Source organism: Pseudomonas sp. NFX5 (assembly GCF_049132125.1).
Taxonomy (GTDB): Bacteria; Pseudomonadota; Gammaproteobacteria; order Pseudomonadales; family Pseudomonadaceae; genus Aquipseudomonas; species Aquipseudomonas marginalis.
The window spans coordinates 20617-36993 of sequence record NZ_JAFMZG010000008.1; the positions used below are offsets into that span (position 1 = coordinate 20617).

The window sequence follows — 16377 nt, forward strand, 5'->3', positions numbered from 1 at the left end:
CTTGCCCCCGATAGCGGTGTGTCAGTCAAGGATGCTCCAACTGAACCGCCGCAATCGGGGGCAAGCCCCCTCCCACATTTTTAATCCGCGTCTAAAAGTCGACGGTGGCAGACAGCAGATAGGTGCGCGGGGTCGACAGGGTCAGCCCCGGCTCGCTGTCATCCGATGCGCCGGCCGAACTCCAGTAGCGCTTGTCGGCGACGTTTTCCACATTCGCCCGCAGGGTGATGTGCTTCTCATCGACCTTGAACGCATAGCGGGCGCCGACGTCGATGCGGTTCCAGGCGTCGATTTCCTTGACGTTGGACTGGTCCAGGTATTGAGAACTGGAGTGGATGCCACGGCTGGTCAGGGTCAGGCCTTCGAGGGTCGGGACATCCCACTCGGCACCGAGGTTGACGTTGTACTTGGGCGTGGCCGGCGCGCGGTTGCCGTCCCAGGCGCCATTGGTGGTGTCCTTCAATTTGCTGTCGATGTACATCACGCCGCCGAGCAGGCGCACGCCCTTGAGGGGTTCGCCGAACACGCTCAGCTCCGCACCGGTGTTCTGGCGCTTGCCATTGGGACCGAACAGCCGCGACGTGGCGTTGGTCTCGTAGGCCGGTTGCTTGATGCGGAACACCGCGGCGGTGACGGCGAAGGCGCCGGCGTCGTACTTGGCGCCGACTTCCACCTGGCGGCTGATAAACGGCGGGAAGATCTGGTCTTCGTTTCTCGACGTGGACGGTGCGATCTTGCCCTGGCTCAACCCTTCCATGTAGTTGGCGTACAGCGACAGCTTGTCGGTGGCTTTGAACAGCAGGCCGCCCGAAGGCGAGATCTTTTCTTCGTCGTAGTTGGTCTTGCCTTTGATGCCGTTGCTCCAGTCATCCACGATCACGCGCTGCCAGCGCGCACCGAGGGTGAGCAACAGGCGGTCATCGAAGAAACCCAGGGTGTCGGACAAGGCCACGCCACTGAACTTGTTCTCGGTATAGACCTTCGCATCCTGGCGCGTGGCCACCGACGGCGTCGGGGTTTGCACGGGGTTGTAGAGATTGCTCGATGCGTTGGCATAACGCGCACCGCCGTTGGTGAAGTCCATATAGAAGTAGCTGGCGGCCAGGTTGACCTCATGGCTCACCGGCCCGGTGTGGAACCAGTTACGCACGCCGGCCGTGGCGGTACGGACGTTTTCATCGCGGGTGAAGTCCCGGGGCTGCACGGTGAAATCACCGGCCGCATTGGTCACCGAAACAGCATGGCGCAGGAACTCGTGGTTGCTTTTGCGCGCGCCGACACCGCCGTAGAGCATCACCGAATCGCTGAGGTCATATTCGGCATTCAGCGTACCGAAGGTGTCCTTGGTGCGGGCCTTGCTCCAGGACTGCGCATAGTTGCGGCGCACATCGTTGGCGCTGGGCACCGGCGCGGCAGCCGCGACTTGCACACGCTCCTGCGGCGCATCGGTGTCGCGCTCGGTGCGGCCGATATCGGTGGAAAGGCGCAGGCGCTCGCCACGAAAATCCAGGCCCAGCACGGCCATCTCACGGTCGACGCTCTGGTGGTCCCATTCGGTATCGCCGGACTGCTTCACGCCGTTGAAGCGCAGGCCGAACTTGTTGTCCTCGCCAAAGCGCCGGCCCACATCCACGGCGCCACCGGCCTGGCTGTCGGAGGCCCAGGTGCCGGTGAACGAGGTGATGTCCTTGTCGGTGGCGCGCTTGGGCACCACGTTGATCCCGCCGCCCACGCTGCCGCGCGGCGAGATGCCGTTGATCAACTGGGTGGGGCCTTTGAAGATGTCGACGCGGTCGGCCATCTCCATGTCGATGGTGTAGGTCGGCAGCACGCCGTACAGGCCGTTGTACGACACATCACTGTTGAACAGGCTGAAGCCGCGAATGGTGAACTGCTCATACCGCCCGCCGGCCGGGTTGGTGGCGCGTACCGACGGGTCGCTGGCGATCAGGTCGCCAAGGGTGCGCGCCTGCTGGTTTTTCACCGCGTCCTGGGTGTAGGTGGTCATGCTGAACGGGGTTTCCATGAAGTCCCGGGTGCCCAGCAGGCCTTGCGAGCCACGCCGCGCCACCTGGCCACCGGCGTAGGTGTCGCCGTCGTACAGGCCGGTGGTACCGAGAATCGACGTGGGCGCCAGCTCCAGGCTGCCGCCCTCCGGCACCGGCACCAGCATGTAGGCCTGCTCCCCCATGGGCTGCAATTGCAGGCCGGAGCCTTGCAGCAAGCGGGCAAAGCCCTCTTCCACGCCATATTCGCCGGATAAACCGCTGCTGCTGCGCCCGCTGACCAGCGCCGGGTCCACCGACAGGTTGACCCCCGACAGCCCGGCAAAACGGGTCAACGCCGCACTCAGGCTGCCGGCCGGCACCTGGTAGCTGCGGCGCGCGGCGCTGTCTTCGGCATAGCTGACGGGGACGAACAAGGGGCTGGCGCTGAGGCTCAGCATCAGGCTCAGTTTGAGCAACGGGCGCAAGCGCAAGGGGTGGACTGCGGGCATTGGAAGAAGCTCTCGATTTTGTTCACTTGCCTGGAATGACAGGCGAGGTGAAAAAAGGGGACAGGCTTCGACCAACTTTTTTCAAAATGGCAGGGCAATGGCGGCGCCATGCCCTGCCCTGGTTACCATACCGCGATATGGGAATCCGCACGCGGTTCGGTGCCGCCGCACAGCACGCCGCTGACCGGGTCGCGCAGGATGATCTGCCCACGGCCGTAGTCGGTGAGGTCGCTGGCGATCTGCACCTGGTGACCACGCCGGGCCAGGGCATTGGCCAGGTCGCGGGAGGCACCCTGCTCGATGCCGACCTTCATGTCGCCCAGCCATTGCCAGCGCGGCGCATCCAGTGCGGCCTGGGGGTTGAGGCCGAAGTCCACCAGGTTCATCACCATCTGTACGTGACCCTGGGGCTGCATGTAGCCGCCCATCACGCCGAACGGGCCCAGGGCCTGGCCGTCCTTGGTGAGGAAACCGGGGATGATGGTGTGGAAGGTTTTCTTGCCTGCTGCCAGGCAGTTGGCGTGGCTCGGGTCGAGGCTGAATTCCTGCCCACGGTTCTGCAACGCAATGCCGCTGTCGGGCAGTACCACGCCGGAGCCGAAGCCGTGGTAGTTGCTCTGGATGAACGAGACCATATTGCCTTCGGCGTCCGCCGTGGCCAGGTACACCGTGCCGCTGGCGTGCGGGTCACCGGGCTTGGGCGCCTGGGCCTGTTCGCCGATCTGGCTGCGACGGCGCGCGCTGTAGTCGTCGCTGAGCAGGTCGGCCACTGCCACGCGCATGTGCAGCGGGTCGGTGATGTAATGCAGGCCGTCGCTGTAGGCGAGCTTCATGGCCTCGAGCTGGCGGTGCCAGGTCTGTTGGCTGTCGCGGTGATCGAAGGTGAAGCCTTCGAGGATGTTCAGCGCCATCAGCGCCACCAGGCCCTGGCCGCTCGGCGGGATTTCCCAGACGTCGACACCGCGATAATTGATGTGGATCGGGTCCACCCACTGTGCGCGGTAGTCCTTGAGATCACTGGCGCGCAGGTAACCCCCGGTGGCCCGTGAGTGGGCGTCCAGGCGTGCGGCCAGGGCACCGCGATACAGGCTTTCGCAACGGCTGGCGGCGAGTTCTTCCAGGGTGCGCGCCTGGGCCGGGTTGCGGAAAATCTCGCCCGCTTGGGGTGCGCGCCCATCGATGAGGAACGTGTCGAACCAGGCTTGCAGCACTTCATCGCGGTGCGGGCTGAATTCGTTCAAGGAGATCTGCCATTGGTGGGCAACCACCGGTGACAGCGGGAAACCCTCGCGGGCCAGGCGGATGGCCGGTTGCAGCAACTCGGCAAACGCCAGCTTGCCGAAGCGTTGCGACAGCTCCGCCCAGGCCGATGGGCAGCCGGGCACGGTCACCGGGGTCCAGCCGTACAGCGGCATCCGATCGTGCCCGGCAGCCTTGACCGCCTCGACACTCAAGGCGCCCGGCGCATGGCCATTGCCGTTCAGGCCATGCAACTGGCCCTTGCACCACACCAGGGCAAACGCATCGCCGCCCAGGCCGCAGCCGGTGGGCTCCACCACCGTGAGCGCGGCCGCCGTGGCGATGGCCGCGTCGATGGCGTTACCGCCCTTTTGCATGATTTCGATACCGGCCTGGGCAGCCAGGGGCTGGGACGCGGCGACCATGCCACGGCGGGCAAATACGCTCTGGCGCTGCGATGGATAGGGATACTCGTGAGCAGAAAATTTCAACATGGCAAAGGCTCTTCAAAAAAAGTCATAACACACGGCTGAGAAACGCCCGGGTCCGGGGATGACTGGGGTGGCTGAAGATCTGTTCCGGCGGCCCTTGTTCGATGAGTTCGCCCTGGTCGAGAACCACCACGCGGTCTGCCACTTCCCGGGCAAAGCCCATTTCATGGGTGACCACCACCATGGTCATGCCCTCCTCGGCCAGCTCTTTCATCACCTGCAGCACTTCGCCGACGGTTTCCGGGTCGAGGGCGCTGGTGGGTTCGTCGAACAGCATGGCCTGGGGTTTCATCGCCAGGGCGCGGGCGATGGCGACCCGTTGCTGCTGGCCGCCGGAGAGCATCGACGGGTAATGGCTGGCCTTGTCCGCCAGGCCGACCCGCGCCAACAGGCCACGGGCCTGTTCCAGTGCTTCGGCACGTGGCGTGCCGAGGACCTGGATCGGCGCTTCAATGATGTTTTCCAGCGCCGTCATATGGGGGAACAGGTTGAAGCGCTGGAACACCATGCCAATGTCGCGGCGCTGGCGGGCGATGTTGCGCTCCGAATCACGCACCAGGCTGCCGTCGCTGCGCTCGCGATAGCCCATGGCGCGGCCGTTGACGCGGATGCGCCCGCCCTGGATGTCTTCCAGCAGGTTGATGCAGCGGATAAAGGTGGTCTTGCCCGAGCCCGAGGCGCCGATCAGCACCACCACTTCGCCGCGCCGTACTTGCAGCGAGATACCCTTGAGGATCTGCAACGCGCCGAACGACTTCTGAATATCCAGTGCCTCAATGATCAGCTCTTCACTTTGGTGCGCCATGGTTATCGTCCCCTCAGCAGTTTCAGGGTGCTGCGCCCGAACATGCGGCTGGCTGCCGGTGGTGGCGCGGAAGGCCGGTCGGACTGGCTGAAACGGGCTTCGAGCCAGCGCTGGAAAAAGCCCCAGAGGGTGGTCAGCGTCAGGAAGTACAAGGCAACCACCAGGTACAGCTCGAACACCCGGAAGGTGGCCGAGGTGATCATCTGGGTGCTGAGCAGCAGTTCCTGCACACCGATCACGCTGACCAGGGTGGTGTTCTTGAGCATCACGTTGAACTCATTGCCCAGCGGCGGCACGATCACCCGGAACGCCTGGGGCAGCACGATGCGCCGCATCAGCTTGGCGAAGCCCATGCCCAGGGAGCGCCCGGCTTCATATTGGCCCTTGTCCACCGCGCCGATGCCGGCACGGATGATCTCGGCCATGTACGCGCCTTCGTTGAGCCCCAGGGCAATGATCGCCGCCTGGATATTGCCGGGGACGATCAAGCCGAACAGCTCGATATCCTCAAAGCGGAAAATCCCGCCCGCCGCCAGTGCCGTGTACAGAAACACGATCTGCACCAGCAGCGGCGTGCCGCGCATCAGCCACACGTAAAAACGCACCGGCAGATGCAACAGCGGGTTCTTCGACAAGCGCAACAACGCCGCCGCCAGCCCCAGCGCGCAGCCCAGCAGCATCGCCAGTACGCTGATCAGGCAGGTCAGCCACAGCCCCGTGAGGTAAACCCCGCTGGGCTGCAGCAGGTACTGCCAGAACACATCCCAATTGAAATTCATCGCAGGTACGCCTCAGTCGAGTGTGTCGCTGCTGACATGCCATTTGTCCAGCAACTGCACATAGCTGCCATCGCTGCGCATATCGCTGATCACCTGCTGCACGGCGGCGGTCAGTTGCGGGTCGTCCTTGCGTATGCCCAGGCCGGTGAGGATGCGGCTGAACGCCGGCACGCCTTCCTGGAACAGGTCCGGGGCCATTGCTGCGTAGTAACCGGCGGTTTCCACGGTGGTGCCGTAGGCGTCGACCTGGCTGATGCGCAGGGCCTGGAAGGCATCGGTGTCGGTGTTGTAGACCACCAGTTTCATCGGGGGCTTGCCGGCCTTGGCCAGGCTTTCATTGTGGGCATCGAGCAGGGTCTTGATGGTGGAGCCGTTGAGCACCGCGACCTTGTGCGCGGACAGGTCATCCAGCGCCTTGATGCCCTTGGGGTTGCCCTTGGGCACCACCACCGACTGGCTGGAATACATGTAGTTGACGATGTCGATCACCTGGCGCCGCTCGGGTTTGTCGAACAGCTGGTCGACGATCATGTCGCACTGCTGGGCGAGCAGCGCCGGCACCAGGCCAGAGAACGGAATCACCCGCCATTGCACTTGCTTGTCGCCCAGGCGCCTGGCGATTTCCAGGCCCAGGTCGACGGTGAGCCCGCGGGGTTTCTGGGCTTCGTCGAAGGACACCAGGGGCGGGGAATCCATCCCCGAGCAATAGACAAGTTTGTCGACTTTTTGCAGACGATCCGGCACTTGAGGCGCAGCAAAGGCCCCTTGTGCGCAGAGACCGAAGGAGACAGCCACCAGCAAGGCGCGGCATTTATGCATGACCAGACACTCCAGTTCGTTGAATAACGGGGCAGGACTAAAGTCAAAACACAGCGGGTGTTTCTTATTGTTCGGTTTGCAGGAACTGGATCAGCGCCGGCACGGTGCCTTCGATGTGTTCGCGCACCACGGCTTCGGCGCGGGCGGCGTCGCCGGCGCGGATCGCATCGAGGATCACCGCGTGTTCCTGGCGGGCGCTGAGGGGTTTTTCGCCGTGCTGCAACCACAAGCGCATGGGCGCCTCGACCAGCGAGTACAGCGCCGAAATCTGCTTCATCAAGCGTGGGCGGCCGCTGAGGCTGCACAGGTATTCATGGAACGCGCGGTGCCGACTGACCCACGCGGCGCCTTCGTCACGGTAGTCGTCCATCTCATCGAGCATGCGCTCCAGGGCCGCCAGTTGACGCTCACCGATACGGCCGACGGCCACGCGCACCGCCAGGCCTTCGAGGGCGCTGCGCATCTCGAACACTTCGTGCAGCTCATCGATATCCAGACCGCTGACGATCGCGCCACGGTTGGGCCGCAGGGTCACCAGGCCCTGGGCATCAAGGCGGCGAAAGGCTTCGCGCACCGGCATGCGGCTCATGCCGATCTCGCTGGCGATGTCTTCGGCGATCAGCCGGTCGCCCTTGCGGTAGCGGCCGCCGCAAATGGCATCGAGCAGAAAGTTGTAGGCCTCCTCCTCGGCGGTGAGGGGCTGGCGGTCAACGTAAGCGGGAGCGAATTGCATCGGCAGCACCTTTTGAATTTTTGTATCCAATTATCCACGAATACAAAAAAGCAGGATGCGTGCCAACGGCTTGGGACAGGAGCCAAGTGATTGATTCAGATCGGATAGAAGGGAAAAAGCTGGCGCTGGCGTTGAAAAGTGGCGTGGGAATTTGCTACCCAATGGCGCAGAAGATGCCCCATTGGTGGGCGGAAGTAACAAGCAGGACGTGGGTGAGATGCTTTTGCTTGAGGCGAATCCAGCCCACCGTTGGCGTTATGGCTCGGCCGAATAGATGACGGTTTGCGCGCTGTTTTCGCCGACCGCCTGGCGGGTGAAATAGGTGTCGCCTTCGTCGGTGAGGATCTCGTAGTCGGCCTTACGGGCCGGGCTGGCGTGCTTGATGATTTTCAGCACGCGCTGGAATTTCACGCTTAGCGTGCCGTTGTGGCTGGGCCCGGTGAGCACATTGACGCTTTGAAACCAGCCGGCGTGCCGCTGGTTGCTCACCAACGCGTGGCTCATCGCCTCAAAACGTTCCAACCGAGTGAAGCCCCACAGGGTCTGTTCTTCGACGGTGGCGCCCGGCGTAGCGGCGCCGGTAAACACAAACAGATTGATCGCCGGGCTGTCTTCGCAAAAGAAGTCGTAAGGGACCAGGCCGTCGACCATTTTCCTGCCGGGCACAAAGCCCTTTTTATGCACCTGAAACATCGCCACCTCCACTCAATCAAGGGTGACAAGTCTAATGAGGCGCGACGTACAGGGCGGTCAAGCCAGTGTAATGTCGTGTAAAGATCGCGCGCTGTGCAGGGTGATCTCCACTGTCAGCCCGCCGCCCGGCTCATTGCGCGCGAGGATGTGGCCGCCGTGCATCTGGACGGCCCTCGCAGCAATGGCCAGCCCCAGGCCAAACCCCACGCTGGCATCGCCCACACCACGTTCGAACGGCTGGAAAATGCTGTGCAGCCGGTCATTGTCGACGCCCGGCCCTTGGTCGGTGATCTGTACCGTGAGGCGGTTCGCATCGTGGTTGACCTGCGCCGACACGCACACGGTGGTGTCCGGCCGGGTGTAGCGCACGGCATTGCGGATCACGTTCTCGAAGCAGCGATACAACAACTCACCGCTGACGCAGGCGATAAACGGCGGGCACGCCTGCAGGTGCACGCGACAGCCTTTGATGCCGGCTTCGAACTGCGCATCTTCAACGATCATCGCCAGCAATTCGACGATATCCACGGGCTCGCGCTCGATACTTTCCGGGCGGCCTTGCAGGCGCGCCAGGGTCAGCAACGCCTCGATCAGGGTGTCCATGCGCTCGGATTCGCGCTCGATGCGTTCGAGCATTTCCAGGCGGGCGGCGTCCTGGCGCAACAGGCCGATGGCCGCCTGCATGCGCGTCAGCGGGGAGCGCAGTTCATGGGAGATGTCGTGCAGCAGTTGCTGCTGGGCCTCCACCAGCCCCTTCAACTGGTTGGCCATGCGGTCGCAGTCTTCCGCCAGGTCGACGATCTCGTCGCGACGCTTGCCCATGGCCGGCTTGACCCGGGTTTCGAAGCGTCCGTGGGCCGCGTCGCTCATGGCGCGCTTCAGGTAAGCCAGGGGCCAGGCCAGGTAATAGGCCATGTAGCCGCTGAACAGCGCACTCATCAATGTGCCGATGATCAACGGAATCTGGTGCCAGGGCCGGCCGGGCGGGTTACCGGGCGCGTGGGTCGACCTGATCGACAGCGCCAGGCCTTCCTTGCTGACGACCGCTCGCTCATAGGCCGGCTGCGTCACCGGCCCACCTATCAGCAATTGCCCGGCACTGTTGTAGACACCGATGGCCTCATCCGCCGGGCGCTCCCACACCGCCAGGAGCTGGCCGCCCGCCTCGACACCGAACGTTTGCAGCAGCTTGTCTTCGGCCGCCAGCATGGCTTCCACATGCGGGTCATTCGGCTGGAAACGGCCCAGTTCAAGCACGCCGACGCCCACCAGGAAGGTCAAGGTGGTCGCCAGCCAGAAGGCCAGGAACAGTTTCCAGAACAGCAGGCTGGGCCTGGTCATTCGGCAATCAACAAATAGCCGAGGCCACGTACGCTCTGGATCCAGGCCTTGGCGTCCGGGCGCGGCCCGAGTTTTTGCCGGATGCTGCTGATATGCACGTCGATGCGCCGGTCGTAGCGGGTCAGCGGGCAACCGAGGGCATTGAGTGACAGATCCTTTTTACTCACTACCTGGCCGGCACTGCGGGCCAGCTCTTCCAGCAGGCTGAACTCGGTGCTGGTCAAACCCAGCTCGAGGCCGTTCCACAGGGCCTGGCGCCTGCCGGGCCACAACACCAGCGCGCCGGTCTTGATCACTTCGGTGGTCGGCTGGCCCACCGGCTGCACCCTGCGCATGATGGCGCGCAGGCGCGCGACCAGTTCGCCGGGGGAGCTGGGCTTGGGCACGTAATCATCGGCGCCGAGTTCCAGGCCGGTGATGCGGTCGATGTTGTCACCACGGGCGGTGAGCAGCACTACGGGTACCTGGCTGACGACGCGGATGCGCCGGAGCACTTCGATGCCCGAGCGCTGGGGCAGCATCACGTCCAGCACCACAATGCTGTAGCGCCCCGACAGCGCCTCCACCTCGCCCTCCTCCCCCGTGTGCACGGCCGTGGTCTCAAAGCCTTCGCGCGCGAGGTATTGGCTCAGCATGTCAGTCAGTTCCTGGTCGTCGTCGACCAACAATACGCGGATCATCTCGGGCTCGTCGGTGGGGGGTTGCGCATTATCGGCCCGGCATCGGCATCCCAGGCCAAACTTTACCTAACTTGACATTCGGTTAACCGCACCAAACGCCCCTCGCTCGTATGCTGGATGTTCACCAGTCCGGCCGCGCGGCGAGTTGTCCATGCGTGCCGGCGCTGCTTGTCGATGTGTTCTGGAAAAGATCTTGATGAATTTTTCGCGCCTGCTCTGCTCGGTTGCGCTGCTGCTCAATGCCTCACTGGCACTCGCCCAAGGCTTCAAAATCTCGGATATTCGAATCAACGGCCTGCAACGGGTCTCTGCAGGCAGCGTGTTCGGGGCATTACCCCTGAACGTCGGCGACGAAGCGGATGACCGGCGCCTGGTGGACTCGACCCGCGCGCTGTTCAAGACCGGTTACTTCCAGGACATCCAACTGAGCCGCGAAGGCGATGTGTTGATCATCAATGTAGTCGAGCGTCCTTCGGTTGCCAGTATCGAGTTCGAGGGCAACAAGGCGATTGCCACCGATGACCTGATGAAAGGCATGAAGCAATCGGGCCTTGCCGAGGGCGAGATTTTCCAACGCGCCACCCTGGAAGGGATACGCAACGAGTTGCAGCGCCAGTACGTTGCCCAGGGCCGTTACTCGGCGTCGGTGGACGCGCAGGTGGTGGCTCAGCCGCGTAACCGCGTAGGCTTGAAAATCAAGATCGACGAAGGTGAAGTGGCGTCGATCCAGCACATCAACGTGGTAGGCAACACGGTGTTCCCCGACGATGCCCTGATCGACCAGTTCACCCTCAAGACCAGCAACTGGCTGTCGTTTTTCAAGAACGACGACAAATACGCACGGGAGAAGCTGTCGGGCGACCTTGAACGCTTGCGCTCCTATTACCTGGACCGTGGCTATATCAACATGGATATCACCTCGACCCAGGTCTCGATGACCCCGGACAAAAAGCACGTCTACATCACCGTGAACATCCAGGAAGGCCAGAAATACACGGTGCGCGAGGTGAAGCTCAGTGGTGAGCTGAAAGTCCCGCAGGACCAGGTCCAGTCCTTGCTGCTGGTGCAGAAGGGCCAGGTGTTCTCACGCAAACTGATGACCACCACCTCGGAGCTGATTACCCGTCGCCTGGGCAACGAAGGCTACACGTTCGCCAACGTCAACGGCGTGCCGCAGGCCCACGATGAAGACCACACGGTTGACGTCACGTTCTCCGTCGACCCCGGTAAGCGGGCCTACGTCAACCGTATCAACTTCCGTGGCAATACCAAGACCGACGACAAGGTGCTGCGGCGGGAAATGCGCCAGATGGAAGGTGGCTGGGCGTCAACCTACCTGATCGATCAGTCCAAGGTGCGCCTGGAGCGTCTGGGGTTCTTCAAGGAGGTGAACGTCGAGACGCCTGCGGTGGCCGGCCTCGATGACCAGTTGGATGTGAACTACGCCGTGGAAGAACAGGCGTCCGGTTCGATTACCGCCAGTGTCGGCTTTGCCCAGAGTTCGGGGCTGATCCTCGGCGGCTCGATCACCCAGAACAATTTCCTCGGCACCGGCAACTACGCCAGCCTGGGGCTGACCCGCTCGTCCTACCAGAGCAAGTACAACATCGGTTTCACCGATCCCTACTTCACCACCGACGGGGTGAGCCTGGGTTACAACGCGTTCTACAGCAAGACCGACTACAACAAGTACTACGATGACGGGGTTTCCTATTACGCCATCAATAGTTTTGGCCTGGGCACCACCCTCGGTTACCCGATCAATGAAACCTCGCGCTTGAACTTTGGCCTGACCGTACAACACGACAGCATCGAACCGGGCACCTACAGCGCCGACGAGATCTACGACTTTATCGAGCGCGAAGGCAAGGAATTCACCAACTTCAAGGCCAACCTTGGCTGGTCGGAGTCGACCTTGAACAAAGGCGTGCTGGCGACTCGCGGGCATTCGCAAAACCTCAACCTGATGGTGACGGTGCCCGGCAGCGACCTGAGTTTCTACAAAATCGACTACACGGGGCAGACGTTCCTGCCTGTCAGCAACACCACATCACTGCGCTTTCACACCAAGCTCGGCTACGGCAGCGGCTACGGCTCCACGGACGGGCTGCCCTTCTATGAAACCTACACCGCCGGCGGCGAAGGCACGGTGCGCGGCTTTGAAAGCGGCACCCTCGGCCCGCGCAACACCCCGGCAACCGGTGCCTACGCCAGTGCCGGGCAGGCGTACTACTCGGACCGGGACACCGAGTCGCTGGGCGGCAATATCCTGATAACCGGCGGCGCGGAGTACCTGTTCCCGGTGCCGTTCATCAAAGACAACAAATCCGTGCGAACCTCGTTGTTCTGGGACGTAGGGACGGTGTATTCGGACAAGTGCTACCTCAGCACGACCCAGGGCTGCGGCAGCGTGGACCTAAGCCAGATGGCCAGTTCGGTGGGAGTTGGGGTGACATGGTACAGCCCGCTGGGGCCGCTGAGTGTGAACTTGGCCTACCCGATTCGCACGCCGGAGAACGCGGACAAGCAGGTGTTTCAGTTCTCCATGGGGCAGACGTTTTAAAGGTTGCGGCGTGTTGATGCGTTCCCCCCCTCTCGGAAAGGCCCTACACAAATACCGGACGTCTGGCGAAGCCGCGTTTATGTATTGTTTTTTATAAAGGAACTCCGCTATCGAGCCTTGGTCGGCTGATGTGTGGATTTTCCTTTCACTACGCGGATAGATCGGATGAAACAGATGCCCTTCGTCGAGGCCAAGCCTGTTGCCGACAAAAAGCTGGCTTTGTTTGCACCCGTGCCAGCGCCATGGCGTTCAAGCGCACGCCCGCTGCACCTGCACGATTTTGCTGCCTGTCGGAATGTCGAATCAGGCGCGGTTTTTATTATCGCTTCCGGCCTGTCAGCCAAATCATTCCCCCTCGAAAAGTTCGCGCACGTGCCCATGATCACCATGAATGGCGCCATTTCGATGTTTATGAACACCGACATCAAGCCGAGTTTTTACGCCTGCACGGACAGAAGCTTTTCCAAACAGCAGCCGGATTTATTCAACTACGCCATGGCTGTCAGCCAAAGGGTCGCGCTGTGGGAAGACCATGCGCAATCCTCCCATGCTCGTCCAACCGGGCAGCTCTACCCGCTGTCCAAGGCGCCAAAACCGTCGTGGATCGATGTGGCGCTCGGAAGATCAAAAGAGCTGGTTACTGATCACCCTTTGATCGCCTTTCGGAAACGGTCCATCGGGTTCAGCAAGGACATGAGCCAGGGCTTTTTTGATGCCCGAACCGTGGCCTACCTGGCCATCCAGCTGGCATTCCACGTCGGGTTCTCCAAGGTTTTCCTGGTGGGCGTCGACCTGGACGAAAAGTCGGGGAGGTTTTACGAAACGAAGGACTCCATAAACTCCCCCTGCGGGCTCGACCAGCACTATTACACCCGCATACTGCCGTCGTTCGAGTTGATGTCCAAGAAAGTCATCGGGGATGACTTCATGGTTTACAACTTATCCGATATTTCGAAGATTCCGGCGAGTGTGATTCCGCGTATCAGCGTCGCTCAAGTGGAAGCGATGCTCCACCAGTAGACACACAGTCGGCCTGGAGGCCTTCGCCAACTCCCTGCACTACACACATTGGGTGTCGGCAGCTGAGGGCCCTTCTCAAAAAATCCGAATATCAGCCCGGATACTTCAGTCTTTTTTAGCAGGAGATTGAAGGAGTTATCTGGATTGGGTTCCACGGCCAGCGAGAAGAATGGCGGGGGCCTTCTGTTGCATAGTGAGCACTATGCCCTGGGCCATTTGGGGCTTACGCTGAAGCGTATGCGCTGATCGTACTTCAGATCTGCCTATGCTCAATGAACCTGTGTGGGTTTAAAAAGAATTTTCAGAATCAGCAGACGTAACTCATCCAGGACCTTGATGGCCGGAAGCTTTCAGTGCATTGGCTGGATCCAAGCGTGGGGCGGTGACGATCTTGAGGAGGAAGTTGGGATGATCCCCCGCAAAAGTCCCTATGCGTAAAAAAGCCGAACTGGCTGGAGTTCGGCTAAGTCACTGAAAAATATGGTCGGGACGGAGTGATTCGAACACTCGACCCCTAGCACCCCATCTCCTTTTTCATACTTCTCGAAAGCTTCCAAAATTTTACTCTGGATTTTTCTAAGCTAGTATTTACTTGAGCTCCAGCGATGTTCTGCTCTACGAGAGTCCAGTAACGTCCATCAAGAGCTGACGTTTTTGTGGGGGGAAAAGTAAGGGTAGTCCATTTCATGGCCAAAATCACCATCAAAGAACTCGAGTCGCTGACCGCCAACGATGCCGGCCGAATCCTCCGGGAGGATGGCAATCTGGCCGGTCGAATCTCAGTCCGTAAGGACGGTGTGTCGGTCAGCTTTTTCTATCGCTATCGGTGGGGCGAGCAGAACAAAGAGTACTCCTGCGGGTCTTGGCCGCGCAAATCCCTGACGGACATCCGCAAGGCACGCAACCAAGTCCAAGCGCTCATTTAACAGGCTCATGACATTTCATGCGCAAGTAGACAAAATCCCCCCGCGAGAACACAAACATACACCAGTCATTGCCAACGTGAAGAAACGCGCTATATTGTGCTTACGACAAGCACAAACCACAACATGATGTATTTTAGTGTAAGTCGGCTTAGGAGATTAGGTGTAAAAACCCCACACTCGTAGGAGATTTACGATGACAGATCGACGCCCTATCAACAAAGATGTGACCGTTCCGAAGCCCGGCGGTGGCCAACAGCCTCGCTCGCGAAATCAAGATGGTCAAATTCGAGACAAGCGGAGTGACGCGGGTAAGCCTCGGAGCAAATAGATCAATGCTGAACTGCGTCGCCTGGTATCCATGACGTTACCTGGCGATGCAATACCATGGAACCGTGTCAATGTGACTTGGATTCAACCTTGCCGTTTACCAAGGTCACCGCCATATATACGTACACCTCCGTCCCCCACGTATAGATCTGCACGTTGCCGCCACTGGCGGCCTCCTTACCAGGAATCTTGACGATATCCAGCACCTGTTCATATGTCATGCCGGGCTTAATTGCAGCGTATTGTTGGTCACTGATGTTGGGACGCTGGGCTCTTATCGTTTCAAGATCGGGAAAACCGGATTGATAGCTGACGTTGTTGCCGTTGCCAGAAATGACCGGACTGTTGTTACCGCTGGAGCTGTGCGAAACCGCCTGGGCCGGCAGGACGAGCGCAGCCACTGATGCCAAGGCTCCCGATATGCCTGTGTACAAGCCAATTTGTTTCATGTTTGCCATTTCATTCTCTGGATTCTCAGATGATTCAGTTATACGGTTAGGGCGAAACGCTGAGCATCAAGAGCAGCAACGGCCGAGAATCCAGCCCCCTTCTTGAAGCTCATGTTATGGACGAAATTCTTCATCGCATCAGACGGGTCGATGGTTTCGAGGTTAAGTCCGTCAACAGTTGGCCTAGAGAACGCAGCACTCAGAATTGGCTGCTCCTCCATATGACCTGTCGAGCTGTTGAGCACATTGTCCAGAGCGGTGACGATGACTAGGTCATCCGGCAGGATTGCCAACAACTCTCGACCTACTCGCAGAGCGCAGCTGCACACGTAGTCCTGGTGAAGCTCGTTGAACCGCCCAGCAGGCATAGCTTTAGTCGACAGCTTGCCGCTTTTGAGTAGAGATTTGATTTCAGTCGGAATCACGTCGGAGCCATGGATAGCGAGTCTGGCTTCTAGGACACCACCTTCATGAACAATCATCTGAATGGCTGAGCCGAGGTGCGAGATTTCTGCAAACGACTCAAAAGCTTCGATGGCATCGAGCTTGGCTTGACGGTCACCATCAAGGATACGGATCGCAATGTCCCGCTCCTCTGCCCACTCGGTATTGGCAGTCTTCCATTCATCAAGCTGAGCCTGATACTGCCTTTCATCTTCCGCCTGTGCGGTGCCAATCTTGCCGAGCAGGACTGCGCGTTGACGAGCCTCTAGCTTGAAGAGCCGAGCCCAGAAATTGGGGTGATATGTAGCGGCAGCATGCTTAGCTTCTTGCTCAAGAGTATTGCTCTTGAGTGGCTGTCTAGGTTCAGGATTGGAGAGAAGCCGCTTCCATTTCACAGGCTCTGCACACTCCTTGTGCATCGAAAGGAGGATATCTATGTGATTTTCGTACACCTCAACTTCATACGCTGCTTGTTCCAGCGCTTCCATCTTTGCGTACTCTTTCTGTCGTTTTTCAAGTTCACGCTGCCGGCGATGAGCGTTGCGCTCTGATCGCCGCGCAGACGCTTGCA

Annotated in this window: 13 protein-coding genes and 1 pseudogene; 3 read left to right on the forward strand and 11 right to left on the reverse strand. The window is 60.5% G+C overall.

Translation table 11 applies throughout. The annotated features are described in order from the left end of the window. Nucleotides 1–91: 91 nt before the first annotated feature. The 9 genes from J1N02_RS03370 to J1N02_RS03410 all read right to left on the reverse strand — a co-directional run bounded on the left by J1N02_RS03370 (nucleotide 92) and on the right by J1N02_RS03410 (nucleotide 10077). Entirely contained in the window at nucleotides 92–2497 is a 2406-nt protein-coding gene (locus tag J1N02_RS03370) for a TonB-dependent receptor (protein WP_098479042.1), read from the reverse strand. 122 nt (nucleotides 2498–2619) lie between these two features. Further along, a complete protein-coding gene (locus J1N02_RS03375; RefSeq protein WP_027607404.1) occupies nucleotides 2620–4230 on the reverse strand; it encodes a gamma-glutamyltransferase family protein in 1611 nt (536 codons plus the stop codon). 22 nt (nucleotides 4231–4252) lie between these two features. Continuing rightward, nucleotides 4253–5032, reverse strand: coding sequence for an amino acid ABC transporter ATP-binding protein (locus J1N02_RS03380; RefSeq protein ID WP_027607403.1), 780 nt, complete (start codon nucleotides 5030–5032; stop codon nucleotides 4253–4255). A 2-nt stretch (nucleotides 5033–5034) separates the two neighbouring features. Beyond that, nucleotides 5035–5811: an amino acid ABC transporter permease gene (locus tag J1N02_RS03385; protein ID WP_027607402.1), complete on the reverse strand. Its 777-nt coding sequence runs from the start codon at nucleotides 5809–5811 to the stop codon at nucleotides 5035–5037. Between the two features lie 12 nt (nucleotides 5812–5823). Further along, a complete protein-coding gene (locus J1N02_RS03390) occupies nucleotides 5824–6630 on the reverse strand; it encodes an ABC transporter substrate-binding protein (protein ID WP_027607401.1) in 807 nt (268 codons plus the stop codon). A 64-nt stretch (nucleotides 6631–6694) separates the two neighbouring features. Further along, entirely contained in the window at nucleotides 6695–7363 is a 669-nt protein-coding gene (locus J1N02_RS03395) for a GntR family transcriptional regulator (RefSeq protein ID WP_098479039.1), read from the reverse strand. A gap of 255 nt (nucleotides 7364–7618) precedes the next feature. After that, on the reverse strand, nucleotides 7619–8056 hold the full coding sequence (locus J1N02_RS03400; protein ID WP_027607399.1) for a hypothetical protein: 438 nt from the start codon (nucleotides 8054–8056) through the stop codon (nucleotides 7619–7621). A gap of 57 nt (nucleotides 8057–8113) precedes the next feature. Next, nucleotides 8114–9397, reverse strand: coding sequence for a HAMP domain-containing sensor histidine kinase (locus J1N02_RS03405; RefSeq protein ID WP_098479038.1), 1284 nt, complete (start codon nucleotides 9395–9397; stop codon nucleotides 8114–8116). Further along, nucleotides 9394–10077 carry a response regulator gene (locus J1N02_RS03410; protein ID WP_421147149.1) on the reverse strand — a complete coding sequence of 228 codons (684 nt, stop codon included), beginning with the start codon at nucleotides 10075–10077 and terminating at the stop codon, nucleotides 9394–9396. The genes J1N02_RS03405 and J1N02_RS03410 overlap by 4 nt, the downstream gene beginning before the upstream one ends. A 196-nt stretch (nucleotides 10078–10273) precedes the next feature. On the opposite strand from J1N02_RS03410, the gene bamA reads away from it, so the two are divergent. The 3 genes and pseudogenes from bamA to J1N02_RS03425 all read left to right on the forward strand — a co-directional run. Next, entirely contained in the window at nucleotides 10274–12640 is a 2367-nt protein-coding gene (gene bamA, locus J1N02_RS03415) for an outer membrane protein assembly factor BamA (RefSeq protein WP_027607396.1), read from the forward strand. A gap of 165 nt (nucleotides 12641–12805) precedes the next feature. Further along, nucleotides 12806–13660: a lipopolysaccharide biosynthesis protein gene (locus J1N02_RS03420; RefSeq protein ID WP_108574140.1), complete on the forward strand. Its 855-nt coding sequence runs from the start codon at nucleotides 12806–12808 to the stop codon at nucleotides 13658–13660. Between the two features lie 686 nt (nucleotides 13661–14346). After that, nucleotides 14347–14583 (forward strand): annotated as a pseudogene (locus J1N02_RS03425) (Arm DNA-binding domain-containing protein); the annotation flags it as partial. 398 nt (nucleotides 14584–14981) lie between these two features. Here the strand turns inward: J1N02_RS03425 and J1N02_RS03430 are convergent. Then, nucleotides 14982–15371: a hypothetical protein gene (locus J1N02_RS03430; RefSeq protein ID WP_368961896.1), complete on the reverse strand. Its 390-nt coding sequence runs from the start codon at nucleotides 15369–15371 to the stop codon at nucleotides 14982–14984. Nucleotides 15372–15400: 29 nt separating this feature from the next. Beyond that, nucleotides 15401–16294 (reverse strand): hypothetical protein, encoded by an 894-nt coding sequence (locus tag J1N02_RS03435; RefSeq protein ID WP_368961894.1) that lies wholly within the window; start codon nucleotides 16292–16294, stop codon nucleotides 15401–15403. Between the last annotated feature and the right edge of the window lie 83 nt (nucleotides 16295–16377).

Excerpts from the sequence above, each read along its gene's own strand:
- J1N02_RS03395 (WP_098479039.1), bottom strand. The coding sequence starts at position 7,363 with ATGCAATTCGCTCCCGCTTACGTTGACCGCCAGCCCCTCACCGCCGAG.
- bamA (WP_027607396.1), top strand. The coding sequence starts at position 10,274 with ATGAATTTTTCGCGCCTGCTCTGCTCGGTTGCGCTGCTGCTCAATGCC.
- J1N02_RS03370 (WP_098479042.1), bottom strand. The coding sequence starts at position 2,497 with ATGCCCGCAGTCCACCCCTTGCGCTTGCGCCCGTTGCTCAAACTGAGC.
- J1N02_RS03400 (WP_027607399.1), bottom strand. The coding sequence starts at position 8,056 with ATGTTTCAGGTGCATAAAAAGGGCTTTGTGCCCGGCAGGAAAATGGTC.
- J1N02_RS03385 (WP_027607402.1), bottom strand. The coding sequence starts at position 5,811 with ATGAATTTCAATTGGGATGTGTTCTGGCAGTACCTGCTGCAGCCCAGC.
- J1N02_RS03420 (WP_108574140.1), top strand. The coding sequence starts at position 12,806 with ATGAAACAGATGCCCTTCGTCGAGGCCAAGCCTGTTGCCGACAAAAAG.
- J1N02_RS03435 (WP_368961894.1), bottom strand. The coding sequence starts at position 16,294 with ATGGAAGCGCTGGAACAAGCAGCGTATGAAGTTGAGGTGTACGAAAAT.
- J1N02_RS03375 (WP_027607404.1), bottom strand. The coding sequence starts at position 4,230 with ATGTTGAAATTTTCTGCTCACGAGTATCCCTATCCATCGCAGCGCCAG.
- J1N02_RS03380 (WP_027607403.1), bottom strand. The coding sequence starts at position 5,032 with ATGGCGCACCAAAGTGAAGAGCTGATCATTGAGGCACTGGATATTCAG.
- J1N02_RS03390 (WP_027607401.1), bottom strand. The coding sequence starts at position 6,630 with ATGCATAAATGCCGCGCCTTGCTGGTGGCTGTCTCCTTCGGTCTCTGC.
- J1N02_RS03430 (WP_368961896.1), bottom strand. The coding sequence starts at position 15,371 with ATGGCAAACATGAAACAAATTGGCTTGTACACAGGCATATCGGGAGCC.
- J1N02_RS03405 (WP_098479038.1), bottom strand. The coding sequence starts at position 9,397 with ATGACCAGGCCCAGCCTGCTGTTCTGGAAACTGTTCCTGGCCTTCTGG.
- J1N02_RS03410 (WP_421147149.1), bottom strand. The coding sequence starts at position 10,077 with ATGATCCGCGTATTGTTGGTCGACGACGACCAGGAACTGACTGACATG.